At 57.6% G+C, this 15,192-nt stretch carries 18 protein-coding genes; 6 read left to right on the forward strand and 12 right to left on the reverse strand.

Annotated features, from left to right (window positions below; translation table 11 throughout):
• Nucleotides 1-88: 88 nt before the first annotated feature.
• Complete coding sequence (locus JJO78_RS12700) at nucleotides 89-1,738, forward strand: fatty acid--CoA ligase (protein WP_075197049.1); 1,650 nt, start codon at nucleotides 89-91, stop codon at nucleotides 1,736-1,738.
• On the opposite strand, the gene JJO78_RS12705 is transcribed toward JJO78_RS12700, so the two are convergent.
• From JJO78_RS12705 to JJO78_RS12730, 6 genes are all read right to left on the reverse strand, one after another.
• The gene (locus JJO78_RS12705; protein WP_151982698.1) at nucleotides 1,735-2,988 is read right to left on the reverse strand and encodes a D-amino acid dehydrogenase; all 1,254 of its coding nucleotides are present in this window, start codon (nucleotides 2,986-2,988) and stop codon (nucleotides 1,735-1,737) included. The genes JJO78_RS12700 and JJO78_RS12705 overlap by 4 nt on opposite strands.
• A 60-nt stretch (nucleotides 2,989-3,048) precedes the next feature.
• Complete coding sequence (locus JJO78_RS12710) at nucleotides 3,049-3,402, reverse strand: translation initiation factor Sui1 (RefSeq protein ID WP_151982700.1); 354 nt, start codon at nucleotides 3,400-3,402, stop codon at nucleotides 3,049-3,051.
• A 37-nt stretch (nucleotides 3,403-3,439) separates the two neighbouring features.
• Entirely contained in the window at nucleotides 3,440-3,964 is a 525-nt protein-coding gene (locus tag JJO78_RS12715; protein WP_075197047.1) for a DUF4136 domain-containing protein, read from the reverse strand.
• A 78-nt stretch (nucleotides 3,965-4,042) separates the two neighbouring features.
• Nucleotides 4,043-4,648 carry a YigZ family protein gene (locus JJO78_RS12720; RefSeq protein WP_075197046.1) on the reverse strand — a complete coding sequence of 202 codons (606 nt, stop codon included), beginning with the start codon at nucleotides 4,646-4,648 and terminating at the stop codon, nucleotides 4,043-4,045.
• Nucleotides 4,649-4,706: 58 nt separating this feature from the next.
• A complete protein-coding gene (locus JJO78_RS12725; RefSeq protein WP_151982702.1) occupies nucleotides 4,707-6,029 on the reverse strand; it encodes a sensor histidine kinase in 1,323 nt (440 codons plus the stop codon).
• Complete coding sequence (locus JJO78_RS12730) at nucleotides 6,026-6,712, reverse strand: response regulator transcription factor (protein ID WP_036209506.1); 687 nt, start codon at nucleotides 6,710-6,712, stop codon at nucleotides 6,026-6,028. The genes JJO78_RS12725 and JJO78_RS12730 overlap by 4 nt, the downstream gene beginning before the upstream one ends.
• A 189-nt stretch (nucleotides 6,713-6,901) precedes the next feature.
• Between JJO78_RS12730 and JJO78_RS12735 the strand changes: the two genes are divergently transcribed.
• From JJO78_RS12735 to JJO78_RS12745, 3 genes are read left to right on the forward strand one after another with little or no spacing between them, the layout of a single operon-like run.
• A complete protein-coding gene (locus tag JJO78_RS12735) occupies nucleotides 6,902-7,261 on the forward strand; it encodes a Spy/CpxP family protein refolding chaperone (protein ID WP_085679673.1) in 360 nt (119 codons plus the stop codon).
• A gap of 55 nt (nucleotides 7,262-7,316) precedes the next feature.
• Entirely contained in the window at nucleotides 7,317-8,486 is a 1,170-nt protein-coding gene (locus JJO78_RS12740) for a GNAT family N-acetyltransferase (protein ID WP_151982704.1), read from the forward strand.
• Between the two features lie 41 nt (nucleotides 8,487-8,527).
• Nucleotides 8,528-9,181 (forward strand): hypothetical protein, encoded by a 654-nt coding sequence (locus JJO78_RS12745; RefSeq protein ID WP_036209499.1) that lies wholly within the window; start codon nucleotides 8,528-8,530, stop codon nucleotides 9,179-9,181.
• Nucleotides 9,182-9,219: 38 nt separating this feature from the next.
• Here the strand turns inward: JJO78_RS12745 and JJO78_RS12750 are convergent, their stop codons facing one another.
• From JJO78_RS12750 to JJO78_RS12760, 3 genes are read right to left on the reverse strand one after another with little or no spacing between them, the layout of a single operon-like run.
• The gene (locus JJO78_RS12750) at nucleotides 9,220-10,575 is read right to left on the reverse strand and encodes a nicotinate phosphoribosyltransferase (RefSeq protein ID WP_226909944.1); all 1,356 of its coding nucleotides are present in this window, start codon (nucleotides 10,573-10,575) and stop codon (nucleotides 9,220-9,222) included.
• Entirely contained in the window at nucleotides 10,569-11,117 is a 549-nt protein-coding gene (locus tag JJO78_RS12755; protein WP_136633209.1) for an isochorismatase family protein, read from the reverse strand. The genes JJO78_RS12750 and JJO78_RS12755 overlap by 7 nt, the downstream gene beginning before the upstream one ends.
• A 49-nt stretch (nucleotides 11,118-11,166) precedes the next feature.
• Complete coding sequence (locus JJO78_RS12760; RefSeq protein ID WP_007154494.1) at nucleotides 11,167-11,382, reverse strand: dodecin; 216 nt, start codon at nucleotides 11,380-11,382, stop codon at nucleotides 11,167-11,169.
• 193 nt (nucleotides 11,383-11,575) lie between these two features.
• Between JJO78_RS12760 and JJO78_RS12765 the strand changes: the two genes are divergently transcribed.
• On the forward strand, nucleotides 11,576-12,433 hold the full coding sequence (locus JJO78_RS12765) for a DUF3750 domain-containing protein (protein WP_151982706.1): 858 nt from the start codon (nucleotides 11,576-11,578) through the stop codon (nucleotides 12,431-12,433).
• Between the two features lie 90 nt (nucleotides 12,434-12,523).
• On the opposite strand, the gene JJO78_RS12770 is transcribed toward JJO78_RS12765, so the two are convergent.
• The 3 genes from JJO78_RS12770 to JJO78_RS12780 are packed head-to-tail and all read right to left on the reverse strand — an operon-like array spanning nucleotide 12,524 to nucleotide 14,495.
• Nucleotides 12,524-12,847, reverse strand: coding sequence for an AzlD family protein (locus tag JJO78_RS12770; RefSeq protein ID WP_036209492.1), 324 nt, complete (start codon nucleotides 12,845-12,847; stop codon nucleotides 12,524-12,526).
• Nucleotides 12,844-13,587, reverse strand: a complete 744-nt coding sequence (locus JJO78_RS12775; protein WP_151982708.1) for an AzlC family ABC transporter permease — start codon at nucleotides 13,585-13,587, stop codon at nucleotides 12,844-12,846. The genes JJO78_RS12770 and JJO78_RS12775 overlap by 4 nt, the downstream gene beginning before the upstream one ends.
• Nucleotides 13,588-13,640: 53 nt before the next feature.
• A complete protein-coding gene (locus tag JJO78_RS12780) occupies nucleotides 13,641-14,495 on the reverse strand; it encodes an NAD-dependent protein deacetylase (protein WP_193216598.1) in 855 nt (284 codons plus the stop codon).
• Nucleotides 14,496-14,730: 235 nt separating this feature from the next.
• On the opposite strand from JJO78_RS12780, the gene JJO78_RS12785 reads away from it, so the two are divergent.
• A complete protein-coding gene (locus tag JJO78_RS12785) occupies nucleotides 14,731-15,159 on the forward strand; it encodes an organic hydroperoxide resistance protein (RefSeq protein WP_075197036.1) in 429 nt (142 codons plus the stop codon).
• Nucleotides 15,160-15,192 lie beyond the last annotated feature (33 nt).

Below are 15,192 nucleotides of genomic sequence, written 5' to 3' on the forward strand. Positions count from 1 at the left end.
TCGCCTAAAGGTTTCCGTAAGCCAGAAACTGTGTCAGATTTACCCCTCTTCTCGTTATAAATTAAACAATTGAGAGAGGCACCGAACCATGGCACAGACCCGCATCCTGAAGCCGGCAGACAACGCTCACCAATACCCACTGCTGATCAAACAACTGCTTCTTTCCGGCCCCCGGTACTCTCCCGACCAGGAAATCGTCTACGCCAACCGCAGCAAGTACACCTATACCGACCTGGTTGAACGTATCAACCGACTGGCCAACGCCCTCACCGACGCGGGTGTCAAACCGGGCGATACCGTTGCTGTGATGGACTGGGATACGCCCCGGTACCTGGAATGCTTCTTTGCCATCCCGATGATTGGCGCCGTGCTGCATACGGTGAACGTACGCCTGTCGCCCGAGCAGATCGTCTACACCATGAACCATGCAGAAGACGACCTGGTGATGGTCCACGATGACTTCCTGCCCATCCTGGAAGGTGTGAAGGACGAGATTAAAACAGTCAAACACTACATCCAACTGAGTGACGAGGCACAAGCGAAAACCACATCACTGCCATCACTCGGCGAATACGAACAACTGCTTGCCAAGGCCGGTACAACGTTCGACTTCCCGGACTTCGACGAAAACAGCATTGCCACCACCTTCTACACCACCGGCACCACCGGGAATCCAAAGGGTGTTTTCTTCAGTCACCGCCAGCTCGTTCTCCATACGCTGGCCATGACCGGCTCTTTGTCTGCGTATGATGAGATGCCGCTACTGAGGTCCTCGTCCGTTTACATGCCCGTGACCCCCATGTTCCATGTACACGCCTGGGGCGTGCCCTACGCGGCCACCATGTTGGGCATAAAACAGGTCTACCCCGGACGCTATGAACCGGAACTGCTGGTAGACCTCCTCAAGGAGCACAAGGTGACCTTCTCCCACTGTGTGCCGACGGTCATGCAGATGATGATGGCAACCGAATCCATCAAGACGGCCGACCTCAGCAACTGGCACGTACTGATCGGTGGCAGCGCCCTTACGCGCGGCCTATGTGACGCCGGGGCGAAGCTGGGCGTATCCATGTACACGGGGTACGGCATGTCGGAAACCTGCCCGCTTCTCAGCACCACTCACCTGACAGCAGAGGATCTGGAACTGCCCCTGGAGCAGCAGACCTCCAAGCGCATCAAGACCGGTATTGCCGTGCCCATGGTGGAACTGGAAATCGTGAATCCGGAGGGCGAACCGGTCCCCCACGACGGCGAGGCCAAGGGCGAAGTGGTTGCCCGGGCACCGTGGCTGACCCAGAGTTACTTCAAGGAGCCGGAGAAAGGCGAGGAGCTCTGGCAAGGTGGCTGGCTGCACACGGGGGATGTGGCAAGCCTGGAAACAGACAACACACTGTTGATCAAGGACCGCATCAAAGATGTCATCAAAACCGGCGGTGAATGGCTGTCCTCCCTGGATCTGGAAAACCTGATCAGTCAGCATCCAGCCGTCGCCGGTGCAGCGGTGGTGGGTGTGCCCGACGAGAAATGGGGCGAACGGCCCCACGCACTGGTTACCCTGAAGCCGGGAGAGGAAGCGTCATTGGACGATATCCAAAACCACCTGAAGCAGTTCGTGGATTCCGGTGAGATCAATAAGTGGGCCATTCCGAACCAGATTGATTTCGTCGACGACATACCGAAAACCAGCGTTGGCAAGATCAACAAGAAACTGATTCGGGATCAGTTGCAGGAACACTAAAGCCCGGTAAACGCAAAATCCACATCGGGGGTGCGACCAGCCACAATGTCCGCCAAAGCGGCCCCGGAACCACAGGAATGTGTCCACCCCAACGTGCCGTGGCCGGTGTTCAGGTAGAGGTTGCCGAAGTGGCTCTTTCCGATGTAGGGCACATTGGAGGGGGTCGCCGGGCGCAATCCGGCCCAGAACTCGGCCCTTTCCCAATGCCCCGCATCGGGCATCAACTCTGCGGTGCGCCGGACGATCGTTCGGCAGCGGGTCAGGTTCAGCGCCCGGTTGTAGCCGCTCAGTTCCGCGGTGCCTGCGACCCGTATGCGGTCGCCCAGTCTTGAGTACACCAGCTTGTATTCATCGTCGGTAAGGCTGACGTTGAAGGCAGCGGCCTCACTCTTCACCGGCACCGTAATGGAGTAGCCTTTCGCTGGGTAAATGTTCAGAGTCAGGCCCAGTTTTCGAGCAAGAATAGCGCTGAAGCTACCCAGGCACAGCACGTAGTTCTCGGCACGAAGGATCTGGTGGCGACCTTCACGTATAACATTGACTCCGAGAACACGATCCTGGGTGTTCTCGAACCCCAGGATCTCGCTGTTGTAGAGGAACTCCACACCGGCTTCCTCAGCCTTTTTCGCCAGGGACTGAGTGAATCGACGGGCATCACCGGATTCATCTTCCGCGGTGTACGTGGCGCCGGCAATCCGTTCTTTAACTGGAGCCAGGGCAGGTTCCAGTTCGACGGCCCTGTTGGTGTCAATCACCTGACGATCACACCCCAGTTCTCGCATCATGCGGGCCGGCCTCAGGGCCGATTCGAATTCTTCAGGATTGGTGTAGAAATGCAGGATGCCTCTCTCGAGGTGGTCGTATTCAATGCCGATGTCCTGGCGCAACGCTTGTAAATGAGCGCGGCTGTAGATCCCCAGATTCACGATCTGCCGAAGGTTGTAAGCCGCCCGGGAAGCCGTGCACTGCTTCAGGAAAGCCATCGCCCAGCGCCACTGGACCGGGTCCAGGCGGGGACGAAAAAGCAGCGGTGCATCGGACCGGACCAGCCATTTAAGTAGCTTCAAGGGGGCAGAAGGATTGGCCCAGGGCTCGGCGTGGGATACCGATATCTGGCCGCCGTTGGCATAACTGGTTTCGGTGCCTGCCTGATTTTGCCGGTCCACTACCGTCACGTCATATCCCTGCTGCCTCAGGAACCATGCGCTTGTAACACCAACAACACCTGCACCCAGCACCAGTACGTGCATCCATTTTCTCCGGTTGAACAAGTTCAGAACGCTACATAGTATACACATGAGTATACAATGTCAGCCACCGGACCGTTTCACCGTCCAACCTTTTTCCTTCAAAAGGGGCACCAGCAGGTCTCGCTGATCACCCTGGATCTCCACGGTGCCTTCTTTCACCGTGCCGCCGGTTCCGCATCGGGCTTTCAACACCTTCGCGAACGCTTTCAGTTCCTTGTCGTCCATCGGAATACCGGTAATCAAGGTAACGCCCTTTCCTTTGCGCCCCTTGGTTTCCCGACTGACGCGCACAACGCCATCACCGGAGGGGCGAGCCGGTGCCCCGCAAACACATTCATCAACGGGGTGGCGACAGTCCGGGCACATACGCCCCTGTTCCGTGGAGAACACCAGTCCCCCAGAACGATTCCTCATAACGTCCTCATGTTGTTTAAGAGCCCTGTTGAGACACTCACGCCCCGGGAGGGTATTTTTCGAACATGTCCGCGACAATCTCGTCGATCAGCTCCCGCCGCGACTCGGTTGCCTGGTTCTCATTCAGATAGCGCCGGCTTGCTGCGCGCCAGACGACACGATCAGTCTCCGTGTCTACCAGCTCCACCACCAGCTTGCCTTCCTGGATTTCACGCACTGGTGGAGCCGACGACAGCCCCCAGCCAAAGTTACCACTGCCGAAACCGAAACCGAGCCCAACACCGCTGCGCTCGAGACGCTCCTCCTCAACCACCTGCCAGGTGACAAGCAGATCCGCCTCGCTTTCGCCCACTTTACGCATGGCCTTTCGGTTCAGCTCTCGCTCAACCGCACTCTCTATCCGACCACCATCAAGCGAGGTGAAAGACTGGTCCTCGCCCTTCGGTGCAAATGCCCAGGAACTGTAGTTACCGAAGACCGCGTTGGAATCGTAATCGGTGACTACGTTGCTGGCGCAGCCCGTCAGGGCCATCAAAAACAGGGACACAACGATAGCTTTCATAATCTTGGTTGCCTCTTTCCATACTTCATTTATTAAAGTATACGCACAGTCGACACGAAGCGTTTCGCAAATGGTTCCTTAGCTGTCAAAACGGTAACCCATACCCCGGCTCTCGCAAAACGCCGTAAATTCCTGATTCCGCTCTTCCACCAGGCTCACGTCAGCCGTTACACCGGCGCTGTACCCAACGTTGCCAATCTCGGCACCGTTTTGGTCACACCAATGCCTGAGTGGCTGCTCATCTGCGAAGGTCATCGTCACCGTTACTTGTGACATGGGTTGCTGAATCACCCTTTCAACCCCCGAAAGGACAGCTTCTGTTGCTCCTGCGTAGGCCCTGACGAGGCCGCCAGCGCCGAGTTTGATACCTCCAAAATACCGTATCACCATCACCAGCACGTCTCCCAGGTCCTTGTGCTGAATGACACTGAGAATGGGCTTACCGGCCGTTCCTGATGGTTCGCCATCGTCGTTCATGGCGGCTTCAGCGGCCGCGCCGGGCCGGCCTATCTGATAAGCCCAGCAGATATGGCGGGCATCAGGGTGGTCGTTCCGGGCCTGTTCAAGCCAGGCCTTGACCTCATCCCGGGACGACACCGGCGCAACCCGGGCAATAAACCGACTCTTTTTGATCTCTGTCTCCCGCTCAAGAAAGCCAGCGGGTATCGGGTAATCCTTGGACATAAAACCAGTTCCTGACACACAGCCATCATGAGGCCAACAGCAAGCCTTTCTATCCTCTTCACCCAGAGGTAAAGAGCGGAAATCTCAACACCACCATCAAACCGCCCGGCTCGCCATTGAGCGCTTCTATCCGGCCGTCATGGATGGCAACAATGTCCCTCGCAATAGCCAGACCAAGCCCCCACCCCTTGCCCCCGCGGGACTTGTCAGCCCTGTAGAAGGGCTCAAAGAGATGGGGCAGAACGTCTTCAGGCACACCTGGGCCTTCATCCCGTATTTCCACCAACAAGTGCCGTTGATCACAGCGCAGCGCGACATGCACATTCTTTCCCGGCGGCGTATGATCCAGGGCATTCTGAAGGACATTGTCCAGCGCACGCTGGATGAGCCCGCGATCCCCTAACAACGACGTGTTGCGGCAGCCCTCATCCACCATAAGCTGGCAATCCACTCCCCGGTGCTCGGCGTAGTCCGCCGCATCCCTTAGAACGTCATTGATCACCACGACTGGCTGCACGGCTTCCCGCTCGATATCGCCTCCTTGCTCCGAGACCCGGTAGAGCGTCAGGATCTGGGAGGTCATCGCTTCCAGACGTTCGTTCTGCCGCAGGATCGAGGCCAGCAGATCCGCATCCACGCTACCGTCACTGGCCAGCTCAATGGCAATCCGTTGCCGCGTCAGGGGGGTTCGGAGGTCGTGAGATATATCACGCAACAGGTGTGTCTGGCGATCGAGCAAACTGCACAGTTGCTGGGTCATGGCATTGAAGGCTGTCGCCAAAGCACCCACCTCGTCCCGTCGACTCGCGATGCGATCACTGACCCGAAGCGCATTGTCCCCTCCAGCAATGGCACGAGCGGTGGATTCCATATGTTTAAGGGGGCGGGAAACCAGACGCGCAATCCACCAACAGGCAAGCGTGATGATAACGAACGCCAGCCCCAGTTCCAGGAGACGGAACAACTTGGGATCAAGCCAGCCCTCGCCATCCAGGCGGGGCCAGGCCACCAGGCGATGGTCCGCACCGACCTCAATAACTGCCGGTTTCTGCCGGTGCCACCCCCCCGACTTCATCCGCTCGCGGATGGATGAAGGCAGGTCTCCGTCGTTGCGATCTGCGTCTATCAGCGACAGGTGAAGGTCCAGGCTCCGCCCCTGCTCCTTAAGGAAGCGCCAGGCCGCTCCGCGGCCCTCGTTCTCCCTGACCACCAGAGCCTCCAGCGCCAGCTCCCGCAGACCGACCTGTCGTTCGATGGCCATTCGCTCCCGTTCCATCAGGGCACGGGTTGCCACATTACTCATCAGCACTGTGACCGCCATAGCCAGCCAGATCGACAGGAATATCCGCCAGAACAGAGGAAACCTGAGCCGCCGGGTCATGCCGGCACCCGATAGCTATAGCCCAGCCCGCGTACAGTTTCGATTCGGGGCGGGTCGTCGTTGCCCAATTTTTTCCGGAGGTTGCTGATGTGCATATCCAGGGTACGATCATAGGCTTCCAGCCGACGGCCCAGAGCCCACTGCATAAGATCCGTCTTGCGAACCACACTGCCTGCGTGGGCCAGCAGTACCTGCAACACTTCGTATTCCGTAGCGGTCAGATCCAGTGCCACGTTGTTGTGGTAGATTCGACGATGAACCGGCTCGACCCGCAAGTCGCCGTATGCCCTTGATTCATCCGTTCCCACTTCCTGATCCCAGGCAACACGGCGAAGCAGCGCCTGTAGCCGAGCGATCAGTTCCCGGGGGTTGCAGGGTTTGGGTATGTAATCATCCGCGCCAACCTCAAAACCCACGATTCGATCCGTCTCATCGCCACGGGCCGTCAGCAGTACAACGGGAAGATGGGTTTTTGCCCTTAACTGACGCAGCACTTCCAGGCCGCTGATATCCGGCAACATGATATCGAGCACCACCAGGTCGCAGTGTTGCCCCAGCGCCAGTGACAATCCATCCTGACCGTTTGCGGCTTCTCTTACGGTGAAGCCCTGATTGGTCAGATAGCGGGACAGCAGTTCCCGCAACTCCTCGTCGTCTTCAACCAACAGCACCCGGTTCTGCATGGCAATCCTCCGTTGTGACTGAATGCAGTCTAACACGCTCCCACAAGCCCACTGATTTGCATCATTTTCCTTTGCATAACCTTTACAGTTCGCTGACGCCGCCTGACACCGTCCTCCGCTAGCATAGTCCCTGTGAGTTCAGACCGGGCCTGCTGGAGCAGGCTTATTTACAACACAGGAGAACACCCAATGAAACACATCACTTCCGGACGCATTGCCAGCGCGTTGATCGCAGCAACTCTTTTGACCAGCCCAATGGCGATGGCCTCGGACCACGGCGAACACCACCGCGGCAAACACGACAAAGCCGAGATGTGCGAGAACATGCGCGAGGGCAAAGGCTGGTTCAATGACGAAAAGCGCCAGGCAAAATGGGCAGAGCACCGCAACGACATGGCGGATCGCCTGAAACTGACCGACGAGCAACGCGAGATCTGGGACGAGATCCACGAGGAAAGGCGAGAGAAACACAGCGCCAAGATGGAAAAACGGCAAAAGAAAATGGAAAAGCGCTGCAAAGACATGGAAAACAGCACTTCCGAGCAGTGATCACAGGCCGGGTTCTGACGTATGGTACTGGGTAAACCACGGAGAAGCCCCTACCATGCCAGAACCCGGTACCGCAGAACTGACAATCCGCCCCGTCCAGTCGATTGATGACATCCATCCGCAAGACTGGAACGGGTTTGTCGGCCGTTATAACCCCTTTCTTCAACACGAGTTTCTGCTTGCACTGGAAGAGTCTGGCTGCACAAACACCGCGACAGGCTGGCAACCGGCCCATCTGGCGTTCTACCTGGACAATCGGCTTGCCGGAGTGGCTCCGGCCTACCTGAAAGCTCACTCCATGGGAGAATACGTCTTCGACTGGGCCTGGGCCGATGCCTATCAGCGCTATGGCATGGATTACTATCCCAAGCTGCTGATTGCCATACCGTTCACACCCTGCCAGGGGCCACGGCTGTTGTTTTCGGAAACCCTTCACCAGTGGATGACGCCCGCACGAATCCACGATGCGCTGGATGCCATCACCACACGCCTGGGGGCCCACTCCTGGCACCTGCTATTCCCGGATCGCCAGGACCAGGCACTGCTGGACAGGAACGATCAACTGCACAGGATCGGCTGCCAGTTCCACTGGCACAACCACGAGTACAACACCTTTGAGGATTTCCTCGCCCGGCTGACGTCGCGCAAGCGCAAATCAATCCGCAAGGAAAGAAGACAGGTTGCGGATCAGGGCATTTCATTCCGACATTTTTCGGGAGACGATATCCCGGATAACGTGCTCGCGGCCTTCCATGTATTTTACCAGGCCACCTACCTGAAACGGGGCCAGCGGCCATACCTGAACAAGGCCTTTTTCCGCCTGCTGAAAGACCGCCAAGCGGAGCATCTTCACCTTGTCATGGCGGTAAAAGAGGGTGAGATGATCGCCGGTGCGCTATTCCTGACGGGCGAGGATACGCTCTACGGGCGCTACTGGGGTTGCCTGGAGGAATTCGACCACCTGCATTTTGAAACCTGCTACTATCAAGGCATTGAACTGGCCATACAGCTGGAGTTGGCACGCTTCGATGCTGGCGCGCAGGGGGAGCACAAACTGGTTCGGGGGTTTGAGCCGGTGATCACCCATTCCTGGCATGGCGTTATGCACCCCGGTTTTCGCGACGCCATCGAAAGGTTTACCAGCGAAGAAGCGGAGCATGTCATGGCCTATACTGAAGATGCCCTGCAGGCGCTGCCATTCAGACAGACCGAGCAGAACCAGTAGCAAGCCAGGGGTCGTGCAGACACTTACCGGAGCGGGCAGCCATGGACATGGACTACCTTTTCGACTTTCTCGCGACAACACAGCTGACGTTCTTCATCGCAATTGCCGCACTCGTTGTGGCAATTGTCGCCCTGTTTTCGGCCTCCGCCGCCAGGCGGGCGGCGGCTGAACAGAGTGACACCGTGAAGCAGCGCGTCGAAAGCCTGTGGCACGACATGGACGAAATACGCGTGTCCCAGTTCAATGGCCCCGACTCCACGGAAGCCGGAAGAAACCCGATTGCCAGTGAGCAGTTCTCTGCTGAAAAGGCCGCTTACGAGGCCATCTGGCCTCTGGTCTGGCTATTGCACGACAAGCTGGGCATGTTCCTGCGTTCTGTGGAGTCTGATGAACCGGCCGGCGAATTACGCCTGGAAGCCCGCAAGGCGGCACTGGACGCACGCAGTACCCTCAATCGCGTACGCCCCTTTTGCCATGACGACGTCGATGGGCTCATTACGCAACTGATTGACAACCATATAAAAGCCCATCTGGCCGCCTGCCACTTCATGGATCTGCGCAAGGATTCCCTGTCGTCGAACACCAGCCATGAACGAGAGGTGCAGAAAGAAAAGTTTCACACGCTTTACGAGGGCCAATCCCGCGAACTGCTGAACCAGTTGGTTGGCGCCATCAGACGGCGCATGCTTCGGTAATCCCGGGCCACGCGGAATCTCGCACCTCTGCCTTTCAGTCAGCCCCGAACCTTTGCCAGCGTGTCCCGCTGCAATGCCCTGAGAAAGTCGCTGATCACAACCGGATTTTCATGTGCAGGCTTCAGCGAGCGAAACTGGCTCGGCAGGGCATCCAACGCCCGCTTCGCATTGTCCACCTGACTATCCAGTGTCGGAATGGCGCCTTCGATGATCAGGCCTCGCTTCATGACCGGCTTCAACAGCGGCTCGCCATCAAACACTTCGTCCCGGCCGGCAACGACGTCCTGCGCGAGGCGGCCGTTCGGGTCAAGGCGACGGTAGACCTGCTTGCGGCCTGGGAACGACTGCTTGCCAGGGGAGTTTTTCATTCTTGGCAGGTCCGCGTACTCCGTAAGCTTGAAGGCAAGCTCCAATGCCGGCTCGTCGTTCGAGGCCCCGATGGCAGTGCCAACACCGAAGCCGTCGATGGGGGCGTTGTCGGAGACAAGTGTCGCGATCTTGTATTCATCCAGACCGCCGCTCGCCATGATTTTTACATCGCCAAGGCCCGCCTCATCCAGCATACGCCGACATTCAGCAGCCTCCGAGGCAAGGTCGCCGGAATCCAGGCGGATACCACCAATGCGCACCTCCGGTTCTTCTTGCAGCCAATCGATGATCCTCGCCACCGCCGAGCGGGTGTCATAGGTATCAACCAGCAGTGTTGTGCCCGGGTAGAGCCGGGCATAGGTTCTGAACGCCTCCATCTCACTTGTACAGGCTTGAACGAAGCTGTGTGCCATGGTGCCGTATACCGGCATGTTGAAATCCAGGCCTGCCAGGACATTGCTGGTTCCGGCCAGGCCGGCGAATCGGTACGCGCGCACACCTCGGTGTGCCGCGTCCATACCATGGGTGCGGCGCATCCCGAAGTCGACGACCGGCCGGCCTTGCGCCGCAAATATCAGGCGGACCGCCTTGGAGGCCAGCACAGACTCCAGATGCACGTAGTTCATCACCAGGCTTTCCAGCAACTGAACCTCGGCAACAGGCCCCTCCACTTCCAGCAAGGGTTCCTGAGGGAATACCGGCGTTCCTTCCGCAATCGCATGTACAGAACCACTGAAGCGGAATTCCCGCAGCCAGTCCAGAAACCGGGGTTGGAACCTGCCCAGGGATTCCAGGCGCTTTATGTGTTCGTCGGTAAAGGCGAGAGATTCAATAATATGGGCCACGTGCTGCTGGCCACAGGCAAGAACGAAATTACGGTTCTCAGGAAGTGTGCGAAAGAAAAGACTGAAAACCCCGTTCTCGTTCATGCCTTCGGACCAGTACGCCTGGGCCATAGCCAGCTCATACAGATCCACCAGCAGAGGCAGGTCAGTCCCTTTTACAACCGGGGGGTGTTTCAGCACAGTTCCGCGCCCTCCTCTTCCAGTTGTTTGAAAACCGCTGGGGCGTTATCAGCCTGAACGGCCCGTGTTCCATCGGTAATGAGCTCAACCTCGAAGCCGAGCTTCAACGCATCCCTCACGGTCGCCTGGACACACACGTCCAGTGCAAGCCCGGCTACAAACAGCCGATGAATGCCGTGGCGGCGCAGGTAGCTGTCCAGCTGGGTAGCGTCGAACGCGGAATAGGCATCGGTATCGAATGCGGTGCCCTTGCTCACCCGGATGGCCGAGTCAGGCAGTGCCATGTTTCGATGAAACTCGGCCCCGGGGGTGTCCTGAACGCAATGGACGGGCCAGGGCCCACCGCGATCACTGAAACTTATGTGATCCACCGGATGCCAATCCCGGCTGGCAAGAATCGGCCATCCAGACGACTGGGCCTTGTCGATCCATCCGTTGATCGCCGGAAAAATGTCATCACTGCCAGGCACCGCCAGGCTGCCGCCTTCGCAGAAATCATTTTGAACATCAACCAGTAACAGAGCATTTGGTCCAGTGCCCATAAGAATACCTCCCATGGTTTTACCAAAAATTTGCTCAGATCACCGGATGTCAGCTTCCCTCAATCTTGAAGCCTATCTTGAGCACGACCTGATAGTGTCCGACTTTTCCGTCGACCACATGGCCGCGCGTCTCCTGCACCTCGAACCATTCGATGTTGCGAAGATTCTTGCTGCATTCGGCAATCGCATTCTCAATGGCATCCTCGATACTTTTCTTCGAAGAGCCAACCACTTCCACCTTCTTGTAAACATGATGGTCGGACATGACGCCTCCTGTTCCAAGGCTGTAAGTGTCAGGCAAGTGCTTCGAATGCCTGTATTTTCAGCGTATACCAGTAAACCGTGACCATCAAATGGCCAAGAGCACGGGCGACGGGAACTTTACGGCATGAATGAACTCTGAGTTTCTTTCGTCGTACCATCGCAAAACATGGGTCATTCAACGTTTCCGGATTCAGATGAAAACCTTCAAACGCTGTTTTATCGGTTTCACCCTGACACTGTCACTTCTGCTCGCCGGCCCGCTGTTCCTGGCCGCCTGCGCCGGCCTCCAGGACTCAGGGAGCTGGCGAACGGCAGACCGCTCCAGCGCGGGCATTGCCCCACGCCCGGAGCAGGAGCAGGCGGCTGTGGTTCAGGTCTACGGGGCCCGTGCCTATAACTGGCGGGGGTATTTTTCATTGCATACCTGGATCAGCACCAAAGAGGCGGGCGCCGATGGCTATTATGTTCATGAAGTCACGGGCTGGCGTCACTACGTGGTCCAGTCCCGGCCAGACGACCCGGATCGTGCCTGGTATGGCGCGCCGCCGACGTTGATTGCGGATATCCGCGGTGAGCAGGCCGAGCGGATTATTGATCAGCTGAATGAGGTGATTGACCGCTACCCATACCCAACGGAATACACCGCCTGGCCCGGCCCCAACAGCAACACCTTCGTCGCCTGGGTGATCCGTCAGATTCCGGAAATGGACGTGGCCCTGCCCAACCACGCGATTGGCAAGGATTATCTGGGAAATGGCGTTGTGTCCGAGGTACCTGGCGGCAGCGGTTATCAACTATCGCTCGGTGGTTATTTTGGTATTCTGGCCGGTGTTCGGGAAGGACTGGAATTGAACATTCTGGGGCTCTCGATGGGCATCAACCCGTTGGCGCTTGGCATCAAACTCCCCGGAGTCGGCGAATTGGCGTTCCGCAGCACCAATCCGATGCATGAACCGTCTGGCTCGAACTCTGAGCCTGAGACCGACGCTGTGCCTCAAACTGGTGCCGCTGAGGCGGCCGAGGCAGGGCAGATCTCCCAAAAAACGCTTTGAATACACCCATGTACGCTTGGGCTCCGCCATCCATGGCTCCGCACATTTTTGGGAGACCTGCCCTGCCTCGGCCTGATTCGGAGGAAAACCCTAGAGCGCGGTGATTCCTGCATAGCGGACTAGCCCTGCTGCAGCGATACCGGCTGCGATAGCGGGGAGAGGCTTCTTCGTTGCCAGCATAATAACAGCGGTGACAACCAGTGCTGCCAATGAGCCGGCATCGCCGCTTACCGCCATGGGGACGATGATCGCGATCAGCACCGAACTGGCCATGGTGTTGATGAAGCTTTCGATGCGCGGGTTGATCGTTACGAACGACATCAGGAACACACCGCCGAAGCGAGTCGCCAGGGTGACAAGCGTCATGATGGCGATCAGGGCCAGAGTGCCAGCAACCGTGGTTTCAACCGTCATGATGAACGTCCCTCTTCAACAGATTCCGGTGCTTCAGTCTTCTTTTCCATCCAGAAAAAACCAATAGCGCCACCTGCCAACGCACCGACAACCACGTGGGTATTGGGCGGTAGCCATTTCCACGCGGCCAGCGATGAGGTTGCCGCGACGGTCCAGGCCACCAGGGTTCGGGGGGATTTGTTGCCGCCGAGTGCCATGGCCAGCAGGAAGCAACCCAGCACCATATCCAGGCCCAGGGACTTGGGGTTCTGCAGCAGGCCACCGAAGTAAACCCCCAGCCAGGTTCCGATAATCCACGCCACCCACAGCACAAGACCACCGCCGAGGATAACCTCCAGGTTCCGTTTACCACTCTGGTATTCCTGCGCGGACACGGCCCAGTTGGCGTCGGTCAGGAGCAGCAGTAAGCCATAGCGCCGACCCGGGGACACATCCCTGAGCATGGGGTACAGGGAGGCCCCCATCAGCAGATGGCGGGAATTAATGGCGAACACGACGGCCATCAAAGGAATCAGCGACACCTCGCTACCCCACATATCGACAGCGGCAAACTGGGAAGCGCCCGCAAATACCGTGGTGCTCATGAGTATCGCTTGCAGTGGTTCCAATCCTTTCTGGATGGCCGCCAATCCGAAGGCAGCACCAAAGGCCACCACAAATAACGAGATGGGAAGAAGCCGGAAAAACTCCGCGCGGACTTTTTCGGGTTGAAGCTGGTAGGAATATGTATGATCGTTCATCTAAGCAAGCTAATGAAACCAGCTTCAGATGCGTATAGGTAGATGCCGAAGAGTCAGAGCTGGCCGAGGGTGTAGGCCAGGGTGTCACTGATGCCCGCGTTAAGCTTCAGGTCCACCAGTGAATCGGCACGGGTACGCCCCAGGTTCAGTGTCGCCATGGGTTTACCCCATTCCTTGGCATAGCGACAAAATCGAAATCCGGAATAGACCATCAGCGAAGAGCCGATCACCAACAGGCCATCACACGTCTTGAGCGTGTCCAGTGTGGACGTCACCCGGTCTTTGGGCACGTAGTCGCCGAAAAACACCACATCCGGTTTCAGAATGCCGTCACAACAGGGACAGTCCGCGATGCGAAACTCAGAGAAGTCCACTTCCAGATCGGCATCACCATCCGGCGCGGCACCGGCGGAATAGTGCCCAAAAGTCGGGTTCATGTCCGCGCAACGCTCGTGGACCTCGTCCCGCTTGCAGCGATATCCGCAATCCATGCAGACAACCTCGTCTGCCCTGCCGTGCAAATCGGTTACCGAACGGCTACCCGCCTGCTGATGCAGGCGATCCACGTTCTGGGTGACAAGCAGGCGGCTGTGGCGGCGAAGCTCCAACTCGGCAACACGATGATGCGCGATGTTGGGCCTGGCGTTGCGAATGATTGGCCAACCAATGAGGCTTCGTCCCCAATAACGCTGGCGAACCATCGTGCTCGTCATAAAGTCCTGATGCTGGACCGGTTGTTTGCGCTTCCACGCGCCATCGCCATCCCGATAGTCAGGAATGCCGGAATCGGTACTGACGCCGGCTCCCGTCAATATCATCAGGCCAGGATGCCGGTGGATGAATTCCGCCAGCATGGCCCCCGCCTGCTGGGGAGAATGCAGCTCCAGTGGCTGGTCAGCGGCCGGCATTGTTACGCCTTTAACAGGTTTTTGAATGACAGGCATCACACTCACACTCGTTGGGAACTCCTCTACTTTAGGGAGCAAATCCACCGCTGCCAATGGTAACAACCGGAAAAGATTCTGAAGATGGCACAATATTCTATTTGCATTGTGCAAAATTTAATTTTGTGCAACCATTAACAACGAAATAAAGTCATCAACACACGATGCGTTGTAATGCGCACGAAGGAGAGTCGAAAACATGTCTATTGAACAGGTTGTTTATCGCGCGTCAGCAGAAGCTACCGGCGGCCGTGACGGCCGTGCCATCTCCTCGGACGGCGTCCTCGATGTTGAGCTGACAACACCGAAAGAAATGGGTGGTGCCGGCGGCAAAGGCTCCAACCCGGAGCAGTTGTTCGCGGCCGGTTATTCTGCGTGCTTCATCGGCGCCATGAAATTCGTCGCTGGCCGGGACAAGCTTCCCATGCCAGAAGATGCGTCTATTGAGGGTGTAGTCGGCATTGGCCAGATTCCCGGAGGCTTCGGGATTGAGGTGGAACTGAAAATCTCTCTGCCGGGCATGGACGATCAACAGGCCAAGCAGCTGATCGATGCAGCTCACCAGGTGTGCCCCTACTCCAACGCCACCCGTGGCAACATCGATGTGACATTGACCCGGGTGGATTGATATCGACCTGGTCGATCACCGAAATCTGACAGC

The sequence above is a fragment of the Marinobacter sp. DS40M6 genome, assembly GCF_028581595.1.
Lineage (GTDB): Bacteria > Pseudomonadota > Gammaproteobacteria > Pseudomonadales > Oleiphilaceae > Marinobacter > Marinobacter salarius.

Coding starts and splice junctions, on each gene's coding strand:
- JJO78_RS12780 (WP_193216598.1), bottom strand. CDS start 14,495: ATGCCGGCCGCTGACCAGCCACTGGAGCTGCATTCTCCCCAGCAGGCG.
- JJO78_RS12785 (WP_075197036.1), top strand. CDS start 14,731: ATGTCTATTGAACAGGTTGTTTATCGCGCGTCAGCAGAAGCTACCGGC.
- JJO78_RS12770 (WP_036209492.1), bottom strand. CDS start 12,847: ATGACGGTTGAAACCACGGTTGCTGGCACTCTGGCCCTGATCGCCATC.
- JJO78_RS12730 (WP_036209506.1), bottom strand. CDS start 6,712: ATGCAGAACCGGGTGCTGTTGGTTGAAGACGACGAGGAGTTGCGGGAA.
- JJO78_RS12760 (WP_007154494.1), bottom strand. CDS start 11,382: ATGTCCGACCATCATGTTTACAAGAAGGTGGAAGTGGTTGGCTCTTCG.
- JJO78_RS12710 (WP_151982700.1), bottom strand. CDS start 3,402: ATGAGGAATCGTTCTGGGGGACTGGTGTTCTCCACGGAACAGGGGCGT.
- JJO78_RS12775 (WP_151982708.1), bottom strand. CDS start 13,587: ATGAACGATCATACATATTCCTACCAGCTTCAACCCGAAAAAGTCCGC.
- JJO78_RS12735 (WP_085679673.1), top strand. CDS start 6,902: ATGAAACACATCACTTCCGGACGCATTGCCAGCGCGTTGATCGCAGCA.
- JJO78_RS12745 (WP_036209499.1), top strand. CDS start 8,528: ATGGACATGGACTACCTTTTCGACTTTCTCGCGACAACACAGCTGACG.
- JJO78_RS12715 (WP_075197047.1), bottom strand. CDS start 3,964: ATGAAAGCTATCGTTGTGTCCCTGTTTTTGATGGCCCTGACGGGCTGC.
- JJO78_RS12765 (WP_151982706.1), top strand. CDS start 11,576: ATGAAAACCTTCAAACGCTGTTTTATCGGTTTCACCCTGACACTGTCA.
- JJO78_RS12700 (WP_075197049.1), top strand. CDS start 89: ATGGCACAGACCCGCATCCTGAAGCCGGCAGACAACGCTCACCAATAC.
- JJO78_RS12725 (WP_151982702.1), bottom strand. CDS start 6,029: ATGACCCGGCGGCTCAGGTTTCCTCTGTTCTGGCGGATATTCCTGTCG.
- JJO78_RS12740 (WP_151982704.1), top strand. CDS start 7,317: ATGCCAGAACCCGGTACCGCAGAACTGACAATCCGCCCCGTCCAGTCG.
- JJO78_RS12755 (WP_136633209.1), bottom strand. CDS start 11,117: ATGGGCACTGGACCAAATGCTCTGTTACTGGTTGATGTTCAAAATGAT.
- JJO78_RS12720 (WP_075197046.1), bottom strand. CDS start 4,648: ATGTCCAAGGATTACCCGATACCCGCTGGCTTTCTTGAGCGGGAGACA.
- JJO78_RS12705 (WP_151982698.1), bottom strand. CDS start 2,988: ATGCACGTACTGGTGCTGGGTGCAGGTGTTGTTGGTGTTACAAGCGCA.